Annotated in this window: 16 protein-coding genes and 2 pseudogenes; 10 read left to right on the top strand and 8 right to left on the bottom strand. The window is 68.5% G+C overall.

The genetic code is table 11. The features are described from left to right. Positions 1-362: 362 nt before the first annotated feature. The 3 genes from ABZ624_RS17350 to ABZ624_RS17340 all read right to left on the bottom strand — a co-directional run bounded on the left by ABZ624_RS17350 (position 363) and on the right by ABZ624_RS17340 (position 3,173). Positions 363-1,328 carry a LysR family transcriptional regulator gene (locus tag ABZ624_RS17350; protein ID WP_360088769.1) on the bottom strand — a complete coding sequence of 322 codons (966 nt, stop codon included), beginning with the start codon at positions 1,326-1,328 and terminating at the stop codon, positions 363-365. Positions 1,329-1,526: 198 nt separating this feature from the next. Beyond that, complete coding sequence (locus tag ABZ624_RS17345) at positions 1,527-2,141, bottom strand: DUF3995 domain-containing protein (protein ID WP_360088766.1); 615 nt, start codon at positions 2,139-2,141, stop codon at positions 1,527-1,529. 363 nt (positions 2,142-2,504) lie between these two features. Beyond that, entirely contained in the window at positions 2,505-3,173 is a 669-nt protein-coding gene (locus ABZ624_RS17340; protein ID WP_360088763.1) for an HAD-IA family hydrolase, read from the bottom strand. Positions 3,174-3,210: 37 nt separating this feature from the next. Between ABZ624_RS17340 and ABZ624_RS17335 the strand changes: the two are divergent. Beyond that, positions 3,211-3,303: pseudogene (locus tag ABZ624_RS17335) on the top strand (N-acetyltransferase); the annotation flags it as partial. A 77-nt stretch (positions 3,304-3,380) separates the two neighbouring features. Here the strand turns inward: ABZ624_RS17335 and ABZ624_RS17330 are convergent. Continuing rightward, positions 3,381-3,674: a hypothetical protein gene (locus ABZ624_RS17330; RefSeq protein ID WP_360088760.1), complete on the bottom strand. Its 294-nt coding sequence runs from the start codon at positions 3,672-3,674 to the stop codon at positions 3,381-3,383. A gap of 720 nt (positions 3,675-4,394) precedes the next feature. Further along, entirely contained in the window at positions 4,395-4,751 is a 357-nt protein-coding gene (locus ABZ624_RS17325) for a MerR family transcriptional regulator (protein WP_360088757.1), read from the bottom strand. A 99-nt stretch (positions 4,752-4,850) separates the two neighbouring features. Here ABZ624_RS17325 and ABZ624_RS17320 point away from each other — a divergent pair, with 99 nt between their 5' ends. Next, positions 4,851-5,639 (top strand): amidohydrolase family protein, encoded by a 789-nt coding sequence (locus tag ABZ624_RS17320; RefSeq protein WP_360088754.1) that lies wholly within the window; start codon positions 4,851-4,853, stop codon positions 5,637-5,639. Positions 5,640-5,824: 185 nt separating this feature from the next. Here ABZ624_RS17320 and ABZ624_RS17315 read toward each other — a convergent pair whose 3' ends face one another. Beyond that, on the bottom strand, positions 5,825-6,820 hold the full coding sequence (locus ABZ624_RS17315; protein ID WP_360088751.1) for a hypothetical protein: 996 nt from the start codon (positions 6,818-6,820) through the stop codon (positions 5,825-5,827). 474 nt (positions 6,821-7,294) lie between these two features. On the opposite strand from ABZ624_RS17315, the gene ABZ624_RS17310 reads away from it, so the two are divergent. The 4 genes from ABZ624_RS17310 (at position 7,295) to ABZ624_RS17295 (ending at position 13,998) form a co-directional block, all read left to right on the top strand. Continuing rightward, positions 7,295-9,466, top strand: coding sequence for a hypothetical protein (locus ABZ624_RS17310; protein ID WP_360088748.1), 2,172 nt, complete (start codon positions 7,295-7,297; stop codon positions 9,464-9,466). 647 nt (positions 9,467-10,113) lie between these two features. Continuing rightward, positions 10,114-10,746 (top strand): transglycosylase family protein, encoded by a 633-nt coding sequence (locus ABZ624_RS17305; protein WP_360088745.1) that lies wholly within the window; start codon positions 10,114-10,116, stop codon positions 10,744-10,746. A 425-nt stretch (positions 10,747-11,171) separates the two neighbouring features. Further along, a complete protein-coding gene (locus ABZ624_RS17300) occupies positions 11,172-11,600 on the top strand; it encodes a hypothetical protein (RefSeq protein WP_360088742.1) in 429 nt (142 codons plus the stop codon). Positions 11,601-11,937: 337 nt separating this feature from the next. Next, positions 11,938-13,998, top strand: coding sequence for a restriction endonuclease (locus tag ABZ624_RS17295; protein ID WP_360088739.1), 2,061 nt, complete (start codon positions 11,938-11,940; stop codon positions 13,996-13,998). Positions 13,999-14,144: 146 nt separating this feature from the next. Here ABZ624_RS17295 and ABZ624_RS17290 read toward each other — a convergent pair whose 3' ends face one another. Further along, positions 14,145-14,702, bottom strand: coding sequence for a hypothetical protein (locus ABZ624_RS17290; protein WP_360088737.1), 558 nt, complete (start codon positions 14,700-14,702; stop codon positions 14,145-14,147). Between the two features lie 139 nt (positions 14,703-14,841). Here ABZ624_RS17290 and ABZ624_RS17285 point away from each other — a divergent pair. From ABZ624_RS17285 to ABZ624_RS17275, 3 genes and pseudogenes are all read left to right on the top strand, one after another. After that, positions 14,842-14,973 (top strand): annotated as a pseudogene (locus ABZ624_RS17285) (IS5/IS1182 family transposase); the annotation flags it as partial. 259 nt (positions 14,974-15,232) lie between these two features. Next, the gene (locus ABZ624_RS17280) at positions 15,233-16,048 is read left to right on the top strand and encodes an alkaline phosphatase family protein (RefSeq protein ID WP_360089376.1); all 816 of its coding nucleotides are present in this window, start codon (positions 15,233-15,235) and stop codon (positions 16,046-16,048) included. A gap of 153 nt (positions 16,049-16,201) precedes the next feature. Further along, a complete protein-coding gene (locus ABZ624_RS17275) occupies positions 16,202-16,600 on the top strand; it encodes a GNAT family protein (protein ID WP_360088734.1) in 399 nt (132 codons plus the stop codon). A 370-nt stretch (positions 16,601-16,970) separates the two neighbouring features. On the opposite strand, the gene ABZ624_RS17270 is transcribed toward ABZ624_RS17275, so the two are convergent. Next, positions 16,971-17,366 carry a hypothetical protein gene (locus ABZ624_RS17270; protein WP_360088731.1) on the bottom strand — a complete coding sequence of 132 codons (396 nt, stop codon included), beginning with the start codon at positions 17,364-17,366 and terminating at the stop codon, positions 16,971-16,973. Between the two features lie 406 nt (positions 17,367-17,772). On the opposite strand from ABZ624_RS17270, the gene ABZ624_RS17265 reads away from it, so the two are divergent. After that, positions 17,773-18,345 carry a PadR family transcriptional regulator gene (locus ABZ624_RS17265; protein ID WP_360088728.1) on the top strand — a complete coding sequence of 191 codons (573 nt, stop codon included), beginning with the start codon at positions 17,773-17,775 and terminating at the stop codon, positions 18,343-18,345. Positions 18,346-18,350: the final 5 nt, after the last annotated feature.

Raw genomic sequence — 18,350 nt, 5'->3', positions numbered from 1 at the left:
TCGAGAGCCCCGGCGGACCGAAGATCGCGGTGATCCGTACCGGCGAGACCACCGCCTACGTCGCCGAGTCCCGCAGGGCCATCGGCGCGGACAACCACACCTGTTCCGCCGGCGTGCTCGTCCACAAGGTGGACGCCTCGACCCAGACCGGCTACGGCCCGGTCCAGGTCATGGACGGCAACCCGGGTGCGGCCCCGCCCTCGGGCTGCCGGGCACTGGACATGGCGGCGTTCCACTCCGGCCAGACCTTCACCGATCCCGCCACAGGAGTCAGGATCGATGTCGACAGCAGCCCCCTGCCCCCCTGCAGGACGAGATCGCGTTCACCCGGCAGTGAGAGCCGCTCCTCGTCGCGTGGTGGCTCAGCCGGACCGGCACGCCGACTCCGGACGGCGCCGACGCCACCGTGCGTAGGCCGGTGCGGCCGCACCGGTGGCGAGATACCCCGCGGCCACCCTGCGCACGATCTCGTCACCGTGCGCGGCCAGCGGTCCGTCGCGGCGCAGGCCGAGCATGTGGCGGTACCAGAAAGGGTCGCCGGCGAGCGGGCGTACGGCGACGCCCGGCACCTCGATGAAGGTGGCCTGACAGAGACTGACGGCCAGGCCTGCCCGTACGATGTCGATCAGCTGTCGCCCCTCCGCCTCATAGGGCGTGTGCGGCTGACGGCCCGTCCGGGCGAAGACGGACGCCCAGTACTCACGGGTGCGGTCGCTGTCCGGGTGCGGCATGGCCCAGTCCTCTGCGATGAGTACCTCCAGACTCACCTCTTCGTGGCCGGCCAGGGGATGGGTGGACGGCAGCAGTGCGAAGACGGGCTCGGTGACCACCGGCCGCAGCACGACTCCCTCGCGGGGCGCGAGTTCATACCCCGGGCTGTCCCCGAGGACCGCCGCCTCCAGACGCCCCGCCGAGAGGTCGTCCGCCAGCGGCGACGGCGAGTACTGACACCGGGTCGTCACGTCCGATCCGGGAAGCAACTCCCTTGTCGCCACGACCAGATCGGCGAGCAACGGAGCGCCCACCGACCCCAGGCGGACACAGCCGGGGGCCGTCCCGCAGCGAGCGGCACGGGCGGTGTCGGAGAGCAGACCGTCGATGCCCGGCAGGATGGCCCGCGCGCGGGGCAGCACCAGCTCACCCAGCGCGGTGGGCACGGCGCCGGCCTGCCCCCGGTCGAAGATCGGCCCTCCCAGCACGGCTTCGATACGCCGCAGTTGGGCACTGAGCCCCGGTTGGGTCATGCACAGCGACGCGGCGGCGCGGGTCAGACTTCCGGCCTCCGCGATCGCGCAGATCACTCGCAAGTGCCGTACCTCTAGATCCATGGCGCGGATGGTAGGGAGCCGCGGGAGCCTCCCGGCAGGGGTCCGGGCCACCCCAGTCCCATATGTAATGTCACACGCCACAGAAATGCTATGGGTGCGGAACCCAGCCAGGAAGCAGCCCTCACTGCCGACGAGTTGCAGCCACGGCGGCTGCCCCTCAGATCATCTCGCCCGTGACCAGCAGTTACGTGACAGCTCTCAACCGATCCCGGTAGCCGTCGAGGCCAGGGACAGGACCAGGGCACCGAACGCACCCACGGCGCCGTAGAGCCGCAGCCTGCGACGATCACCGCAGGGGCGGACATGCAGCGCGGTGGCCCCGGCGAAGGCCAGACCACCGACGATGAACCACGGTCCCCACAGGTAGAGATACCAATCAGTCAGCGCAGCCAGATCTGGCTCGACAGAGACGGCCCCAGCCTCGACCAGCACCCCATGGACGACGAAGAGGCCACCGTGCCACATGAGCAAGACCGCCGCGCCCCCGCCACAGAACACCGTGAGTCGGCTGATCCGCGGGCCCCGCGGTCGCGTCAGGCCGATACCGACCAGTGCCCCGAAGAGCTTCAGGAAGCCGGTGACGACCAGGACAGCCAGGAACCACGGCACCCCGTCGCGAGCGAGTTTCACCAACGACGGCGCCACCGTGGACCGCGCCCCGAAGGTGCTGCCCGTCGCCCAGACGAAACTGGGTACCGCGAACAGGAAACCCCACGCCGCGGCGACGTATCCGGGCCACTTGCTCAGATGGACACGGACCGCCCGGGGCGGGACGGGAGGCACCGCATGTTCCAGGGAACGCATGATCGACATGACTCGACCATGGCCGGAAACAGCGACCACGTGCGTCATCCGCACGGAGGATCCGCCTCCCCCGCCGGAGCTACCTCCCGGCGCCCGAACCGCAAGCAGTCCAACGGACTCCGAACAGGCAACGGACTGAGGCTGGGCGTGGCTGACCAGCGTCTCGCAGCTGATCCCACTGGTTCAGGAGGTACCACCGGTGCGGGGATCTGGGCGTGAAGCCACTGTTCGCCCTCCGGAGCACCGAGCCCGGCTCCGGACGGGGCGCCAGCGCCGGGTCGCCGAGCGCGCGTTGGCTCATGTGCACTGGTTCCGCCATCCTGCCGTCGGGTCGCCCGGACCGGCCGGTGATGCCCGGGCCGGCGGTCGAGCTCAGGCCACGGCGTTCCCGGAGGACTCGGACGCGAAGGCCAGGATGTGCGGCACTGCTTCGCGCAGGCTCTCGAAGTGGCGGTGCACTCCCTCGACCGCCGCAGCGGCGTTCACACTCCACACCGTCATACCGGCACGCAGCCCGGACTGCACTCCGGACGGGGCATCCTCGATGACCAGGCAGTCTCCCGGCTCGGCGCCCAGTCGCGCAGCGGCCTGCAGGTACGGGACGGGAGAGGGCTTGCCCTCTTCAACAGCGGCTGCATCGACGATCAGGTCCGGCGCCGGGAGGCCCGTCCGCAGGAAACGGCCGCGCACCCGGTGCTCGTAGTTCGAGGTCACCAGCGCCCAGGACCCCGGCGGCAGGCCGCGCAGCACCTCTGCGGCACCGTCGAAGGCCGAGTAGAAGCCGGACCGGACGTCGTCGTCCTCCAGTTCGTGCAGCGTGGCCAGGCACTCCTGCGGATCACGGCACGCAGCGACCTGCGCGAAGGTTTCGGCGGGCCTTGTCCGCAGAGCCACCCTGTAGACCTCGTCCGGGTCGAGTCCGTAGCGCTCCGCCCACGCTCGCCATACCCGGCGCTGGTTGTCCAGGGCGTCGATCAACGTGCCGTCGACATCGAACAGGACATACCTCGTCCGGCCGGACTGCGCAGATTCACTCATCACACAATGATCATGCCAGGAGCCGGACAACTGCCTTGGTAGCACGGTGCGCCCTCCCTCGGACGACACGCTGACGGCCACAGTGATCGCCCGGGTGCTCGCTCCTCACCGTGGGCGGGGGGTCGGCGGGGAACGCGGTGGTTTCCGTACCAGGCAGGCGGTCAGCCGTTTCGCTGACCGCCTGTGAACCTCTGGCCGTGACAAGCCCGCCTAGAAGGCGCTGTTGTTGCAGCCCATCGTCGAGCCGAGGTGGCTGCTCTGGCTACCCGCGTCGCCTTCGCCGTTGAGACCGTTGCCCAGCAGGCCGTTGAGCAGCCCGACCGCGCCGAGGACATCGATGTTCAGGTCGTGGGACTTGCACTGGGTGCTCTGCTGGACGCTGAATTGGTTGCCCCCGTGGCCGTCGCCTCGACCCGAGCCTGCGGCGTGGGCGGTACCGGCGGTCAGCACTGCGACGCTGCTGAGGGCAGCGACCAGGACGGCGGCCTTGCGAAGGTTGTACATGTCATCTCCGGTGAAGCGAAGTGGATCGGTGAGTGAAGGATCGACTCCTTACAGCAAAAGGAGATTAGTGAGAAATGTCCGAAATAATCCATCGGCGCGCCGGACTTCGTGATCTTGCATCGCAAGCGACTTGATGTCGCATCTCATGTGAATAAATGTCTGCCGCAGCCGCTCGAAGTTCGAAGGCCTGCACAGCGAATTACGCGGCAGATAGGCTGATCGACGAGCATGTCGCGCAGGTGGAGGAGGAGGCGGTAGCGGTGCGGCAGAATGCCGCTTTGGCTGCCGAGTTCCGTCGCAACGCGCTGGTGCGAGCCGAAGCGACGCCGCACGGAATCCGGCTGCGCAGGGCCAACCGAGAAGACCGGCTCTGCCGGCTGCTGTCGGAGGAGTTCCCCTACCACCGGCTGATGCTCACGTCGCTGCCCGAGGTCACCACCCGCGTGACGGTCCCGAAGGACCCGCTGCTGCGCGCTCTGGAAGAACACCCGGGTGAGCGGATCTCGCTATGCGTGAACCACTACGGCCTCCACGTCCGGACGGTCGGTGACGAACACCCCGACGCCCCGTTCCGGGCCACCGTGACGGGGCAGGAACTCCGGATCTCCTTCGAACTGACCACGCTCTATCCAGCCGTCAGTACCGCCATCGGCCCCGACCTCCTCCCTGAAACAGGTTCTGACCGCGGTTGCGTGCTGGCTCCGGCGCCCCACACCAGGCTCAGCTTGCCGCGTTCTCCGTGGCGGCGATCGTCTGGCGCAGAAGGCGGCGCGCGGAGTCCAGGTCGGCGGCACGCTGGTCGAGGACGTCCAACTGACTGCGGAGGCTGGCGAGAACACCGGGACAGGGGCGCAGCGTCACCTCGTCGAAGGTGCAGGGCAGGATCTGGCGGATGATGCGGCTGGGCAAGCCGGCGGCCAGTAGGGCGCGAATGCGCCGCACTCTCTCCACCGTCTGGTCGTCGTACTCGCGATAGCCGTTGACGCGGCGCTCTGAACTGATCAGCTCCATCCGCTCGTAGTAGCGCAGCAGGCGCTCACTGACTCCGGTACGACGTGACAGCTCCCCGATCAGCACCGACGGGCTCCCTTCGGCTTGACCTTCCCACGGTGTCAGGGAGCAACAGTGCACTGGTCGGCCACATTCCGGGCCGATCGCCAAGGAGGGAGCGAGTCATTGATCATCGATGCGCACAGCCACGTCCACGACCCGGTCGAGGCACATGTCGGGCTGCTGGACGAGGCCGGGGTGGACCGCGCCGTGCTGTTCGCAACCCGCCCACACCCGGAGCGGGCCGGCGACCTTATCTCGCTGCGCCGTGAGATGGCGGTCCTTGACGAGGCCATAGGGGGTCGCGTCGGCAGCGTCGAGGGGTATCGCAGAGCGTGGAGGGAGCTGGACGCCGCGCTCGCCGCACAGCCGCAGAGGTTCATCGGCTTCCTGTCCGTGCCGCTGGACCTGGAGCCGGAGCAGACTGCAGCGACCGTGGAACGCGAGGTCGTCGGGCGTGGGCTGCGCGGAATCGGCGAGCTGACACCGCCGCCGGGACGGGCAGAGGTGATCGAACCAGTGCTCCAGGCTGCGGCAGATCACGGGGGGCTGCCCGTGGTCGTGCACGGCTTCGCTCCGACCACGGCGGACGATCTGACGAAGTTGTCGGCGCTCGCCGGCCGTTATCCGACAGTTCCGCTGGTGGTCAGCCAGCTCGGAGGGCTGAACTGGATGCAGGCAGTCGAGCTGGTGAGGGACACCCCGAGCATGTACCTGGAACTGTCCACGGCCAACATCGTCTTCGCGGTCCGGCTGGCCATCAAGGAGATCCCGGACCGGACTCTGTTCGGATCGGACGCGCCGTACGGCGATCCCGTCCTCAGCCGGGCGATGGTGGAGCGGGTCACCAGCCCCGGAGAGGTACGCGACCGGGTGCTCGGCGGGACGATCGCCGAATTGGTCGGGCTCGGCTGACGCAGGGCTGAAGCGCCCTGGTCCCGACGGATCGGGCGCTTCAACGGCGAACCCCGCCACCGGAGAGGTCGGACCGTGGTTGCGTCATGCCTGCGGCCGGCTGAGGATGCGCCCTCTGATCAGTGAGAAGGATGCCCGCTCGTACATCCGGCGCTTGATGCAAGAGGCGACCGTTCTGTAATGGATCAGGAGTCCGACGGGCCGTTGTAAAGCCGTACCGTGGCGGCGATCTTCCGAATGGTCGAGTCCGGTACCTCGGCGGGCACGTTCCTGGCGCCGAAGAACGACCAGGAGACCAGGTCCCCATCAGCGTTCTTGAAGCCGAAGACCCATGCCTTCCCGTCCGTTGTGCACTTCTTGGACTTCTTCGCGCCTACGGACCAGGCGGTGCCCAGAGTGCCCTTGAGGCCGGAATTCGTGGTGAACGCCTCGGCGGTGCCGGTCTTCACCCTTGTCTTGTCCGGCTGGGCATATCCCCCGTACACCCAGGTCTGCGGGTCGGAGCCGGCGATGTCCTGAGCACTTCGGTAACCGTTGTTGCCCCTTGTCCCCACCTGGGCCAGCGGGGTGTTCTCCAGAGTGCCGTCCCGGTTGTCGTCCGAGGAACACCAATTCTTCTGCAGCATCGCGACATTGCGTATCGCGATGAGTGGTTTGTCGTCCGGATCCCCGTCCTTGGAGACGTAGCTGACCCAGCTGGGGGACTGGATCTCCCATTGGGGCGGGATATCGAATGCGATGTGCTGGGTCGGGTTCGTCACGACCTTCCAGCCCTTGATCGTGGCGGTGGAGGTGTCGGGTCTCCGAGGGTTGGTCGAACTCGGCGACGGTGATGTGGCGTTGGTCGGCTTCGGGTCGGGCTCGTCGTGCCGGTGGCCGCCGAGCACAAGGAAGCCGGTGACACCGGCGGCAAGCACGATGGCTGCCGCGGCGATGACGGCGACGAGTCCGGTCCGGTTCCGGCCGCCTCCCGTCGACGGGGGCGTGGGTGGGCCGGCGGCCGGCTGCGTGGGTGTCTGCCAGGGGCTGGGCTGCTGGTAGGAGTTCGGCTGGTAGGGGGTGGGACCCGGCTGCTGGTACGGGTTCGGCGGCCCAGGCTGCTGGTACGGGTTCGACTGGCTTCCCACCGGGTGCTGCTGCGGGTTCTGTCCGCCGTTCGACGACTGCTCTCCTGGCCACATGTGCCGTAACGATACGGCAGCCGCTTCCGGCAAGAACTCCCGGAGTTGGCGCTCGGGAGCTGTCAGGTGGGCTGGGTCCGGCTCACCGCTCCTTTTGCACGGAAGGGGCCACCAGGACGAGGCGTGGCCCAGCGAGGCACACCGCGCACGACCTGTGCACGCAGCTCCACCTTCAGTTCTGGCGCAACAAGCATCTCCGCCGCGTCGCACTCAGGGCACACTCCGTCTGCGCCGACCAGCCGCGTACCGTCGTAGGTCCGCTCGCTGCTCGCCGCCAAACCCGCCCGGCACATTGGCTGTGGTGTGAGTTTGGCTGTGGTGTGAGTCAGGCATCCGTCGGGTCCCCAGGGTGCACTGCGTCTCCCGGCCCGCCCCATGCGTGTCCGCCCGGGCTGCGTGGCCGTTGGTGTGCTGACCAGACCTGTTGGACGTCACGGATTTCCATGGCAAGGACGTGCCCTAGGCTGGGCCCTGATGAGCGGGATGATCGACTACGGACGGTTCGCAGAACGCCTCAAGAGCGTGATGCCGCGGTGGGGCGAACGTGACCGGATGTCTCCGGACGAATTCGCCGCGCACCTCGCGGACACGGCACCGCGGTGGGAACTGCTGCGCCGCTTCCAGGAGGAGTGGGGCTACGAGGTCCCCGAGGACGCCGTTCCGTGGCAACGCTGGTCCGAGAGCGAGCACCGGCAGTACCTGCGCCGCCTGAAGGGCGAGGCGGCGGGTGAGGAGGGCGACGATCCGTTCGAGAGCGTGGACCTCAGCCTGCCGGTCCCGGCCGCGCTGGACGAGTGGTGGGAGCTGCCGTTCAACTCCTTCACGCACAGCCCGCGCCTGTACTGGACGAACCCCGAGTACCCGCCGACACTGCGACCCGACCCGGGCGGATACGGCATCGCGGGCGGGCTTCCCGACGACACGCCCCTCGTGCCCGCCGGCGCGGACCGCCGGGTCTGCGTGTTCAAGGCCGAGTACGAGTACTGCAACGAGTGGGGGTATCCGGCGGCCGAGGCAGGACTGCCGGACCCACGGGTGCTGGTCACCGTCTTCGAGGAAGGCTGGGTGCTCCAGGCGGGGTCCCTCTCCGAGTTCTTCCTGCAACTCGCCGTGCAGCGGCTGCCCGCGCACTACGGCTGGACGGTGTACGGCGACGACGACACCGAACGGATCGTGGCGTGGGTCAAGGAAGAACTGCCCACGCTGGGCTTCCAGCCGTGGCGTGAACTCGGTCAACACATCACCGTGTACGGCGCGCCCGACGCACTCGTGTTCCACGACACCGGAGACGGCGACTTCGAGCTGGTCGTTCACGGCCGTACCCCGGAGGCGCTGAAGACGCTGGGCGCCCGCATGGGACTCGACTGGTCCGAGCGGATACGGACGCCCCTTTCGGTGCAGGAGGCCCCGAAGCCGATCGCACTGCGCGCTGGTGACACGGACCAGAGTGGCCGCTGGACGGTGCTTTCGACATCCCCGGACCCCAGGGAGTCCGTGGGCGTCAAGTCCGCCGACAAGTCCGCCGACAAGTCCGCCGACGAGTCCGGCGACCAGTCCTCGGCGAGCGACGACGACTCCTGGGCCGTCTCCGGAACGCTCGCCGTCACCAGCGAAGAGGACGGCACCCTGCGGGTGCGCAGGCTGGACAGTGACGCCGATCCCGTCCTCGCCAACCCGCAGGCTGGACCCGCAACCGCCCTGGCCTGCATCCAACTACCGGACGACGGGCCACTGATCGCGAGCGGGCATCGCGACGGGACGCTTTACCTATGGACGCCGGAATCCGACGAAGGGCCGCTTGAGGTGGCGCGTCAGAGCCCGAAGCTCACCGGGCTCGCACTGTCCGACACCGCCACCGGGACGGTCCTCGCCGCCTGCTGGCGCGACGACGTGGTGGCCCTGTGGGACATCGCGTCGGGCGAACGTGCCGACATCGACCTCGGCCCCGGCATCACCGGGGTGCAACTGGACGAAGAGCTGCGGCTGACGGTCGATGGTCCGAGCGGACACGCTGTCGTTCAGCTCGACGCCGACGCGCTCTGGCCGGCCCGCGAGCTCATGCTGCGGGTGGTCTCCTTCGAGAAGGCAGAGTGTGTGACGGACAGCGACCCGGAGGTGGTTCCCCGGCGCCTCGCGAAGCTGCTGTCATGGGACACCGACGACGCGCGGCGCGCGATGGCCGAGCTGGACCTGCTCCTCGCCCCGGGGAACGGGCTGTGCTCGGCCGCGGTACTGGCCTTCCTGTATCTGACGCAGATCGGCGCTGCAGTGGGAGTAGGCGCACCCCATTGTCACGTCCGGCGCCGGGTGCTCGGCCTGGCACTGCGCATCATCAAGGCCATGGAGGTGGGCGAGGGACACTGGCACACGGTCGCGCGCGAGATGCTCGCGGACCTCTCGCGCGTACTCCCCGACATGATGGAGGAGGAGGATCCCGCCACGCGCACGGCAGGCGCACTCCTCGCCGCGGCGCTGCCGGAACGGGACGAAAGGACCGACGTGCTGCTGCGGGCGCTCGCCGGTGATCCCCATCCGGAAGCCGCGGCCGCGGCCGCGCTGGCGCTGGGCGACGCCAGCGCCGCGGACACGCTGGTCTCGGCCGGCTGGGAGCGGACCGACCTGGACGCGCTGCCGCGAGGACGGTAATGCGGTCACCCTCCTACTGATGGCGGGGCAGCAGATCCTGCTTATCTTCCTCCCACGACGTGACGTGACGTGACTGGACGGGTCGGGACGTGGCGATCTTCCTGCTCCGCCGTGCCCATGACGACAGCCCCGTACCCGGCGGCTGCCCCGCCTCGGCCCGATGGGCCACGGAGAAGGAATCCGCGGCGACGAAGGTCCGGCTGAGCGGGGCTGCTCGACGGCGGGCCAGAGCCCTGTAGTCCATCCCCGTGTCCTGCCCAAGACGCGGATCATCGCGTGGCAGGTGGCCGTGTGCGCCTCCCGGCTCCTCCGCGCAGTGCCGGGCGCTGTTTCGGCGCTGTTGCGGTCGCCGCACGGGGGCGGTGCGCTCCCACACCGGCCGCGGATGTGCGCTGCTCCTGCGGCGTGCCTGCGAAGGGGACGGCCGTCTGGAGCGGGAGCGGCTCAGCTTCCCCGCGCCCGTGCCTACTTGCATGCCCGCACTCAACGAAGCTGAGGGGGCGTCACGAAAGTGCGGGGTGGCACTGAGCGGCGCATGACCATGCGTGAAGCCCTCGCGCCTTGTGAGCGGCGGGGCGGCGCTGCGGTACTGCCTACAGCCCGTCGGGACCACCGGTGGGCGGGATCCGCAGTGGAGAGGAAGGCCTATGACCGCACGACCGCGGCACCGCCGTACCGCGCCCTCACGACTCCTGTCGTCGCTGTGCACGGCGCTGACCATCGGCGGCTTCGGCATTGTCCTGCCGCTCCTTGCCCCGGGTACCGGCGAAGCGGCGTCCGGCACCGTCTGGGACCGGGTCGCCGGCTGCGAGAGCAGCGGCGACTGGAGCAGCAACACCGGCAACGGCAACTACGGCGGGCTGCAGTTCACCCAGCCGACCTGGGTGGCGTACGGGGGCACCGCGTACGCTCCGCGGGCAGATCTGGCGAGCCGGGCGGAGCAGATCACCGTGGCCGAAGCGGTACTCGCCCGGCAGGGGCCGGGAGCGTGGCCGGTCTGCTCGGTGCGCGCGCACCTCACGCGGGGCGGCGGGCAGCGCGAGCCGGTCGTGCGTCCCGCCCATCCGCGGCGCGGCCTGACCCGCTCGGGTGGCGGCGCCGACGGACGCACCGGCACGTCGTACACCGTGCGCGACGGCGACACCCTGTCCGGCGTCGCGCGGCAGGCCGGCGTTGCCGGCGGCTGGCAGCGGCTGTACGAGGCCAACCGCGACGTCATCGGCCCCGACCCGGATGTGATCTGCCCGGGGCAGCGGCTCACTCTGCCGTCCGCCGGCTAGCGCTTCCGCAAGGGGCCTTGGCCGTCGAGGCGTCACGGGCTGTGGCACCTGCGACAGCAGGCCGCTGAAGCAGGCTGTGGCACCGCTCATCAGGCCTGCGTCGCCACCCACGGCACGGGCCACGGCCTGGCTGGTTGGCATCGTCCATGTCTGGCGGTTCTCGCGGTACCGGGACGCACTCGACGTGGGGGAGTCCTGGTCGCCACCGCGCCGCCCGGGGCCGATGGGGCACGCAGACGCGGGCCGGCACGGCGACGAGTGCGTCGGGTCGGGGCAACAGCGCCCGGCTGCGAGGATCGCCACCCACCCGAGATCACATAGGATTCAAGTCCGGAATCGATCAACTGTTTCAGTCACCCGCCCAGTTGGAGACCTCTCCACGCCTCAGACCAAGGGTGACCGTGCAGGGGGAAGGAAGAAAGCCGATGAAGTCAACCCGTACCTGGAGACGCCTTGCCGGGACCGCGGCCACTGCCCTGATGGTCACAGCCGGCGTTCTCGCGGCCGCCCCGTCGGCAGTGGCGAAGGCCAACGTGCTGACCATCGACAAGGTGTCGTTGCAGAAGCCGAACATACAGGTGAAGGTCACCTACTCCTGTGACCCGGGCATGGACCACGAGCTCGTGGCCAACGCCAGGACGCTCGGCACGGGTGCCCATGACCAACGCATCGCCGCCGGCACCATCAAGAAGGACAAGCTGGTCTGTGACGCCGGCAACCACATCTCCCAGGTGACCATGCGCCCGGCCCAGGGCTCGCACTTCGCCAAGGGGGACAAGGTCAAGGTCACCGTCTTCTACTTCGACAACGACGGGTTCAGCTACGCCCGCGAGGCGACCGTCGCCGTTCTGTGAGCGAGCCTGCGCCCCGCCACCGCGGATGGGGCGCAGGCGCCGTGACGGGCACCGCCATGAAGGTGGGCCACCTCCGGGTGGCCCACCTCTGCGCGATCTGAAGCATCACGGGGTAGGGCCGGTCACCGGGCAGGAGCTGCACCCGGGCCGCCGGAACCCGCTTCAATTGGCACCGGCACGGCTGCGGTCACTCTCCAGCCATGCTGACCTGCGGAGACGACTGAGCGAGATGGCCTTGCCCGGGCGGATGTGCGAGACGGCCATCGCTGGGTAGAGTCGTTCCCTTACAACTGGTTGTGGGGACAACCAGGGCGCCTTTGGGGAGGGCCTGCAACACATGAGTCGTCGCTCTCACGGCTTGGACGGCGTCTGGGCCGAGATGCAGAGGCAGCAGCAGCGCCAGAGGGAGGCCGACGCAAGACGGCAGAGACAAGAAGCACAGCAAGCTCGTGCGTATCAACGGCAAGCTGCCCAGAACTACCGCGAGCACAGGCGTGCAGAGGCACTGCGTCGCACCGAGGAACTGGACGCGCAGGTCACGGCGCTCCAAAGCCTCCTCGCCTCGGGTTGCCAGGCTCCGGCGTTCAGGGCTTCCTCTCTCATGCGCCCTGAAGAGATCGAGCCCTTCGCCCCGGGACGATTGGCGCAGCCCGTGCCCATGCCGAAGTTCGATCATTACCAGACGGACCGCGGGTGGACTGCCGGTCGCCGTGCTCAGGCTCAGACCGAAACCAGGGCGCGCTTTGAGCGGGACTGGCACGCGGCCCAGACGGCGGAGGCGCAGCGGCAGCACCAGCTGGCGTCGTACGAACGGCAGTACCGGGAATGGGCCGATGGCCAGCTGGCCGAGGTGCGGCGGCACAACGCCGGCGTCGCCGAGCTGACGGAAGGAGTCAGCCGCCGCGATCCCGCTTCTGTGGTCGAGTACTTCTCGGCCGCTCTCTACTTCTCGACCGCGTGGCCGGAGGGTTTCCCGCGTCAGGTCGCAGCGGCCTACGACTCGGCAGCCGGACAGTTGGTGCTGGACTGGGAGCTGCCCGCCTACAGCGTCGTGCCCGAGGTGAAGTCTGTTCGATACCTGTCCGGTGTGGACCAGGACAAGGAGACGCCCCGGCCAGTGGGTCAGCGTCGAGCCCTGTACCGGGAGGTACTGGCGCAGTGCATGCTGCTCGTACTGCACGAACTCTTCGCCGCGGATGAGCTGGACGCGCTCGAGTCCGTGACCCTGAACGGGTTCGTGGACGGACATGACCCTACGACGGGCCGACCAGGCCACATCTACCTGGCAACCGTCATGGCTCCACGCTCGACATTCCGCGACCTGCACCTGGCACAGGTGGACGCCGGAAGCTGCCTGGCCGATGCCCTGCGCGGGCAACTCTCGGCCCGCCCCGACCAACTCGCGTCGGTGCGGGTGAGTCGCCTGCCGCAGGAAGTCGGGAGCCGCATTGTCACGCATGGCAGCGACGACGAACCCGATCTGTACGAGATGGATCCGATCGCCTTCGAAAATCTCGTTGCCGATCTCTTCCGCGCCATGGGGATGCAGGCAGTCACCACTCAACGGTCGAACGACGGCGGGGTGGATGTCGACGCGGTGGACCCGACGCCGATCCGTGGCGGCAAGATCGTCGTGCAGGTGAAGCGCTACCGCAACACGGTGCCGCCCACCGCTGTGCGTGACTTGTACGGGACCGTTCAGGACGCCGGCGCCAACAAGGGCGTCCTCGTGACGACGTCGAAGTTCGGCCCCGGCTCACACGCCTTCGCCAACGGGAAGCCGCTGGAACTGATTTCAGGAACTGAACTCGTCGACCTGCTGCATCGTCACGGGCTGCACGGGCGTCTGGGCGACAGTGCCCGACGATCTGCAGCACAGGCGACGCCGACGGTTTCGGACACTCGATTGCCCGCCGGTTACAACGTCCTGGGAATGTCGTGGACCGGAAGTGTCGCCTTGGACGTATGTGCTCTCGTCTGCCGCGGCAACCAGGTCCTCAGTGATGACCACTTCGTCTTCTTCAACAACCCGCAGACGCCGAACGGCTCCGTGCGCGCTCTCTCCGCCAGTGCACCCGACAAGGCCGCGATCTGCGTCTCCTTCGACGGGTTGCCGGATGAGGCCGACCGGTTCGTCCTCGTGGCCGCCGTCGACCCAGAGGTCAACCCGGACGCCGATCTCTCCGGCTTCACGGACGCGTGCCTACGCCTCCTCGATCCTGGGATGACGGAACTAGGACGACTTGAGGTGTCCGACGGCCGGTCCCATGAGACCGCCTTGGTTCTCGGCTCCTTCCGCCGCAGGACCAATGGAGACTGGGACTTCGTCCTCGGCGGCAAGGGCTACCCGGGCGGGCTGGAGGAACTCCTCAAGGACTACGGCATCGAGGTGGAGTAGGCGATCCGCCCTTGCGCCCGGAACGCGCCCCACCGGTCGGGGGAAGGGGCTGGCGCCTGCGGGGGCACTGCCGGGGGCCGGCTGATCGGCCTGGACGTCGTGGATATCGACCTCATGCTCGACCAACTGACCATGTAGGACACGGTCTAAGGTGTCTGATCCGGGTCCTCGGCCAGGAACTCGGTGACCAGCTCTGCCGGATTGGCGTGCGAGGTCAGCCGGAACATCGCGTCCGGGTCGAACATGTCGTAAAGGATCACCGGGACCGGTCGTCCCAGTGCCCGGACGATCTGGCCGCTGTCGTGGAGGTGCCGGGCGGCTGCGACGCACACGTCGTAGAACCACTCGACCAGCTTCTCGTGGCGATCGTCGGGCTCGTCGTCGTCCTCGTACCACAGCCCCCGGGACTTCGCCTCCTGCCGGTGCAACTCGGTACCGTCCGGGTCGCACGCTACGGTCTTCACCCCGTCGAGCCCCGTCGTCGGGAAGAACGCGTAGCTCCAGCGTGCCTCCCAGGCGTCGGAAGTCTCCTGTTGCGACGCGGCGGCGTCGGCCTCGGTTGTGTAGCCGATCGCCAGGTACGGAAACCGTGGATCCTGATCGACGCTGTCCATACGGAATGTCACCGCGTAGATCCCGCTGTCTGCCGGGAACGCTGCGACGGCCTCGCCGGCTGCCCGTTCAACGTGTTCCTGAAATGCCATGTGACGTCCTCCTCGGCCGGAGCGGAGATCATAGTGTGCGCCCCATCTCGCCCTCACGCCGCGTCCGCGACCACCGATGACCCGCCCGATGTGCCCGTGCCGAGCGTCCTGGCGTCGGCCACCAACTCGTTCTCCATGTCGGGGCGTCCGGGCCGTCAAGCCCCAGCCCGCAGACCAGATCACCGAGCGCGAACAGCGCGGCCGGACCGGTGGCAGGCCACCGACCTTCGACAAGACCACCTACCGACAGCGCCACCTAGTCGAGCGGTGTCCGGTGCAACCCTCCGGAAGGTGAATACAGGGGATGGATGAGCCCCCGGCAGACAACGGCTGTTTGACGGTTTTTCACTGCGAGTCACCTGAAGCCTCCGACTGTGCCGTTCTACTCTCCTACCGCCTGATCAGAAAGGACCTGATCAGTGGACAACCTCCCCGCTCTCCGCTCACACAGGAGGTCCACCGTGTCCTTGCTGTCCCGCATCAAGCGCTCGCGCCGGGCGTTCTCCCTCGTCCCCGCCCTCCCCGCCGCCCTGGTCGGGGTGTGGGTCGCCGCCCCGGCTGCGCAGGCCGCCGCTCTTCCCGCTCCCGACCACGTGGTCGTGGTGGTGTTCGAGAACCACTCCTACGAACAGGTCATCGGCAGCACGAGCGCCCCGTACCTGAACAACACACTGAAGGCCGGCGGCGGCAACCTCACCAACTCGTTCGCCATCACCCACCCCAGCCAGCCGAACTACCTGGACCTGTTCTCCGGCAACAGCCAGGGCGTCACCAACGACAACTGCTACACCCCGCAGTTCAGCAGCGCCGCGAACCTCGGATCCGAACTCGTCGCCGCCGGCAAGACCTGGGGCAGCTACAACGAGGGTCTGCCCTCCCAGGGCTCCACGGTGTGCACCAACTCCGCCACCCATTACGCCCGGAAGCACAACCCCTGGTTCGCCTTCAGCAACGTCGCGCTGAACACGGCGCACACGTTCGCGCAGTTCCCGACGGACTACACAACCCTGCCGAAAGTCTCGTTCGTCATCCCGAACCTGTGCAACGACATGCACGACTGCTCGATCACGACGGGCGACACGTGGCTGCAGAACAACCTGGGTGCCTACGCCACCTGGGCCCAGACACACAACAGCATCCTGGCCGTCACCTTCGACGAGGACGACAGCTCGCACAGCAACCACATCGCCACCGTGTTCTACGGTGCGCACGTCGCGCCGGGCAGCTCCACCTCGACGCACTACAACCACTACGACACGCTGCGCACCCTTGAGGACCTGGCCGGGCTGACGACCCACGCCGGGGCCGCGGCCAGTGCCTCCGACATCGCCGGCATCTGGAACTGACTTCGGGGCGGACTTCACACCAGCCGGCTCAGGCTCCCGGCGGTGAGACAGCATCAGGACCGTCGCCTCCCAGGAGGCGGCGGTCCCGCCGTACCGGGTGAGCCGAGTACCCGAAGGTCGCCCGTCGCCTGGTGTGCGCCGGACACTGGTGGTGTGCGCGAGTATGCAGAGATTCCCGGCCGGTGGACCAACGGTTCGGCGTACTCCTTCGCCGTGGTCAATGCCGACGGCGTGGTGTCGGGCAATGTTGCCGTGGGCGCGGTCAACCGGGTGCACGGCACCGGATGGGTGTCGTACTGGACCACCTCCGCGGGACGGGGGCGCGGGGTGGCAACGAGGGCGTGTGCCGCGCCGGCCGACTGGGCCTTCGAGGACGCGGGCCTGTTCCGGCTGGAGCTGGGGCACCGGGTGAACAACCCGGTCTCGTGCCGAGTCACCAGCGGCGCCGGGTTCGGGGTGGAGGGCCTTCAGCGCCAGAAGCTCGTCTATGACGGCGTGCGCCATGACGTAGAGCTGCACGCTCGCCTGGCCAGTGATCCCGTCCCCGTCTGACAGATCGTCGGGCGGATATTCGGTGGCATGCGGAGCCGGATGAGAAGCCGCGACGGTGACGGTGCCAAGGAAGGCGGCCGTCGTGTGCGCGGTGTTCTCCCCCTGGTCCGGGGTACGACCCGGCTCGCGAGCACCTGCCCGCAGCCGGCCGGCGAGGCGCCCGGCGGCAGCACCGACGAGAACTGTCCCCACCTGAACGTCGGTCGGCTACAGCGTCTGCGCCCAGCCCGCCTCCCCCGCCGTCACGGGGCTCTGCGACCGGACGATCATCGGGTGCGGCCCGTACACAGGCCGCCCCGGCCTGCCGTTCGCCCCGTCCACGGCGAGGGGTGGCAGCAACGGCTCGACCAACGCCGTAGGCTCCGCCCGGCTATTTCTTGCCCTTCTCGTCGTTTTTCTTGAAGCAGACGACGAACCAATTTGGGGGGTCCGACTGGGTGAGCGAGCCGGTCGTGCCCGGGACGTCGGAGCACGCCAAGGTGTCGACGACTGCGCCCTTGTTCATCTTCAGGACCTTGTAGTCGGCGTGCGGGTCAGTGCAGTCGAGCTTCTTGGTCTTCGCTTCCTTGTCCGTCCCGATGTTCTGGAAACAGTCACCGGCCTTGAGCGTCGAGGACTGGTCCTTCGTGTCGTACGGGCCCAAGGCCCAGAACGCCACCAAGCCCGCGACGACAAGGACCAGACCGAGGAAGACCAGGCGGTTGCGTCGTATCTGCTCCGGGGTATGTGAGCCGTTCAGGCCGCCCTGGGGCGGTATGTGGGACACGGGCACTTCCTCAGGCAGCGGGGACTTGTGAAGGCGACCATGAATCTAGCCCATCCGCCTGTACTCGTCGTCCGTAGCCCCCTGTTGGCCCTGCCCGTCGACATCGGGATTGCCGGTGGCCGCCCCTCTGAGGATCGCGCACCGGTCGGCCCCGCCGCCAGTGGCACCGCCAGCACCTCGTGTCGTACCCATGCGTCAGGGCCGCCGCCGATGCCACCGCCGCGGCCGGCAACGGACCGCCGGGTCGCCCAGTTCACGGCCCGGGTTTCTGGTCGTTGCCGTTCGTGCTGCAACCCCGGATCGGCCCTCATCTCGGACCGGATGACGCATGGTGCGGGGGGTGAGCCGCGTCGCATCGGAGGGGGCAGGCTTGCTATGCAACGAGTTGCATAGGAGGATCTGCGGCATGGCGCTCGAACACGCGATTCTGGTGTCGCTCCTGGAGAAGCCAGGGTCCGGCTACGAGCTGGCCCGGCGCTTCGAGCGGTCCATCGGCTACTTCTGGACCGCGACCCACCAACAGATCTATCGCGTGCTCAAGCGCATGGAGAACGACGGCTGGGTCGACGTCCGGGACGTTCCGCAGCAGGGCCGGCCGGACAAGAAGGAGTACTCCGTCGCCGACCTCGGCCGGGCCGCGCTGTCCTCCTGGTTGCACGATCCGATCGAGCCGGAGAGCGTCCGCCACGACCTGGCCGTCAAGATCCGGGGCGCCGCCTTCGACGAACCGACCGCCCTGATCCGCGAGGTGGAGCGGCACCGGCAGGCGCACCGCGACCGGCTGGAGCACTATCTCGCGGGAGAGGCACGGGACTTCACCGGGCCCGAGGCAAGCGCGGCCGGTCCAGAGGCGCCGCTCGACGCCGAGCGGGAGCTCCAGCACGTCGTACTGCGCGGCGGCATCGCCTACGAGCGGATGATGATCGCCTGGCTGGACGACGTGCTCGCCACGCTGGCCCGCTTCCGTCCGGGCCGCTGATCGCC

This window comes from Streptomyces sp. NPDC007205 (genome assembly GCF_040634095.1).
Classification (GTDB): domain Bacteria; phylum Actinomycetota; class Actinomycetes; order Streptomycetales; family Streptomycetaceae; genus Streptomyces.
The sequence above is the reverse complement of the archived record's forward strand: the minus strand, read 5'-3'. Positions and strand labels throughout refer to the sequence as shown.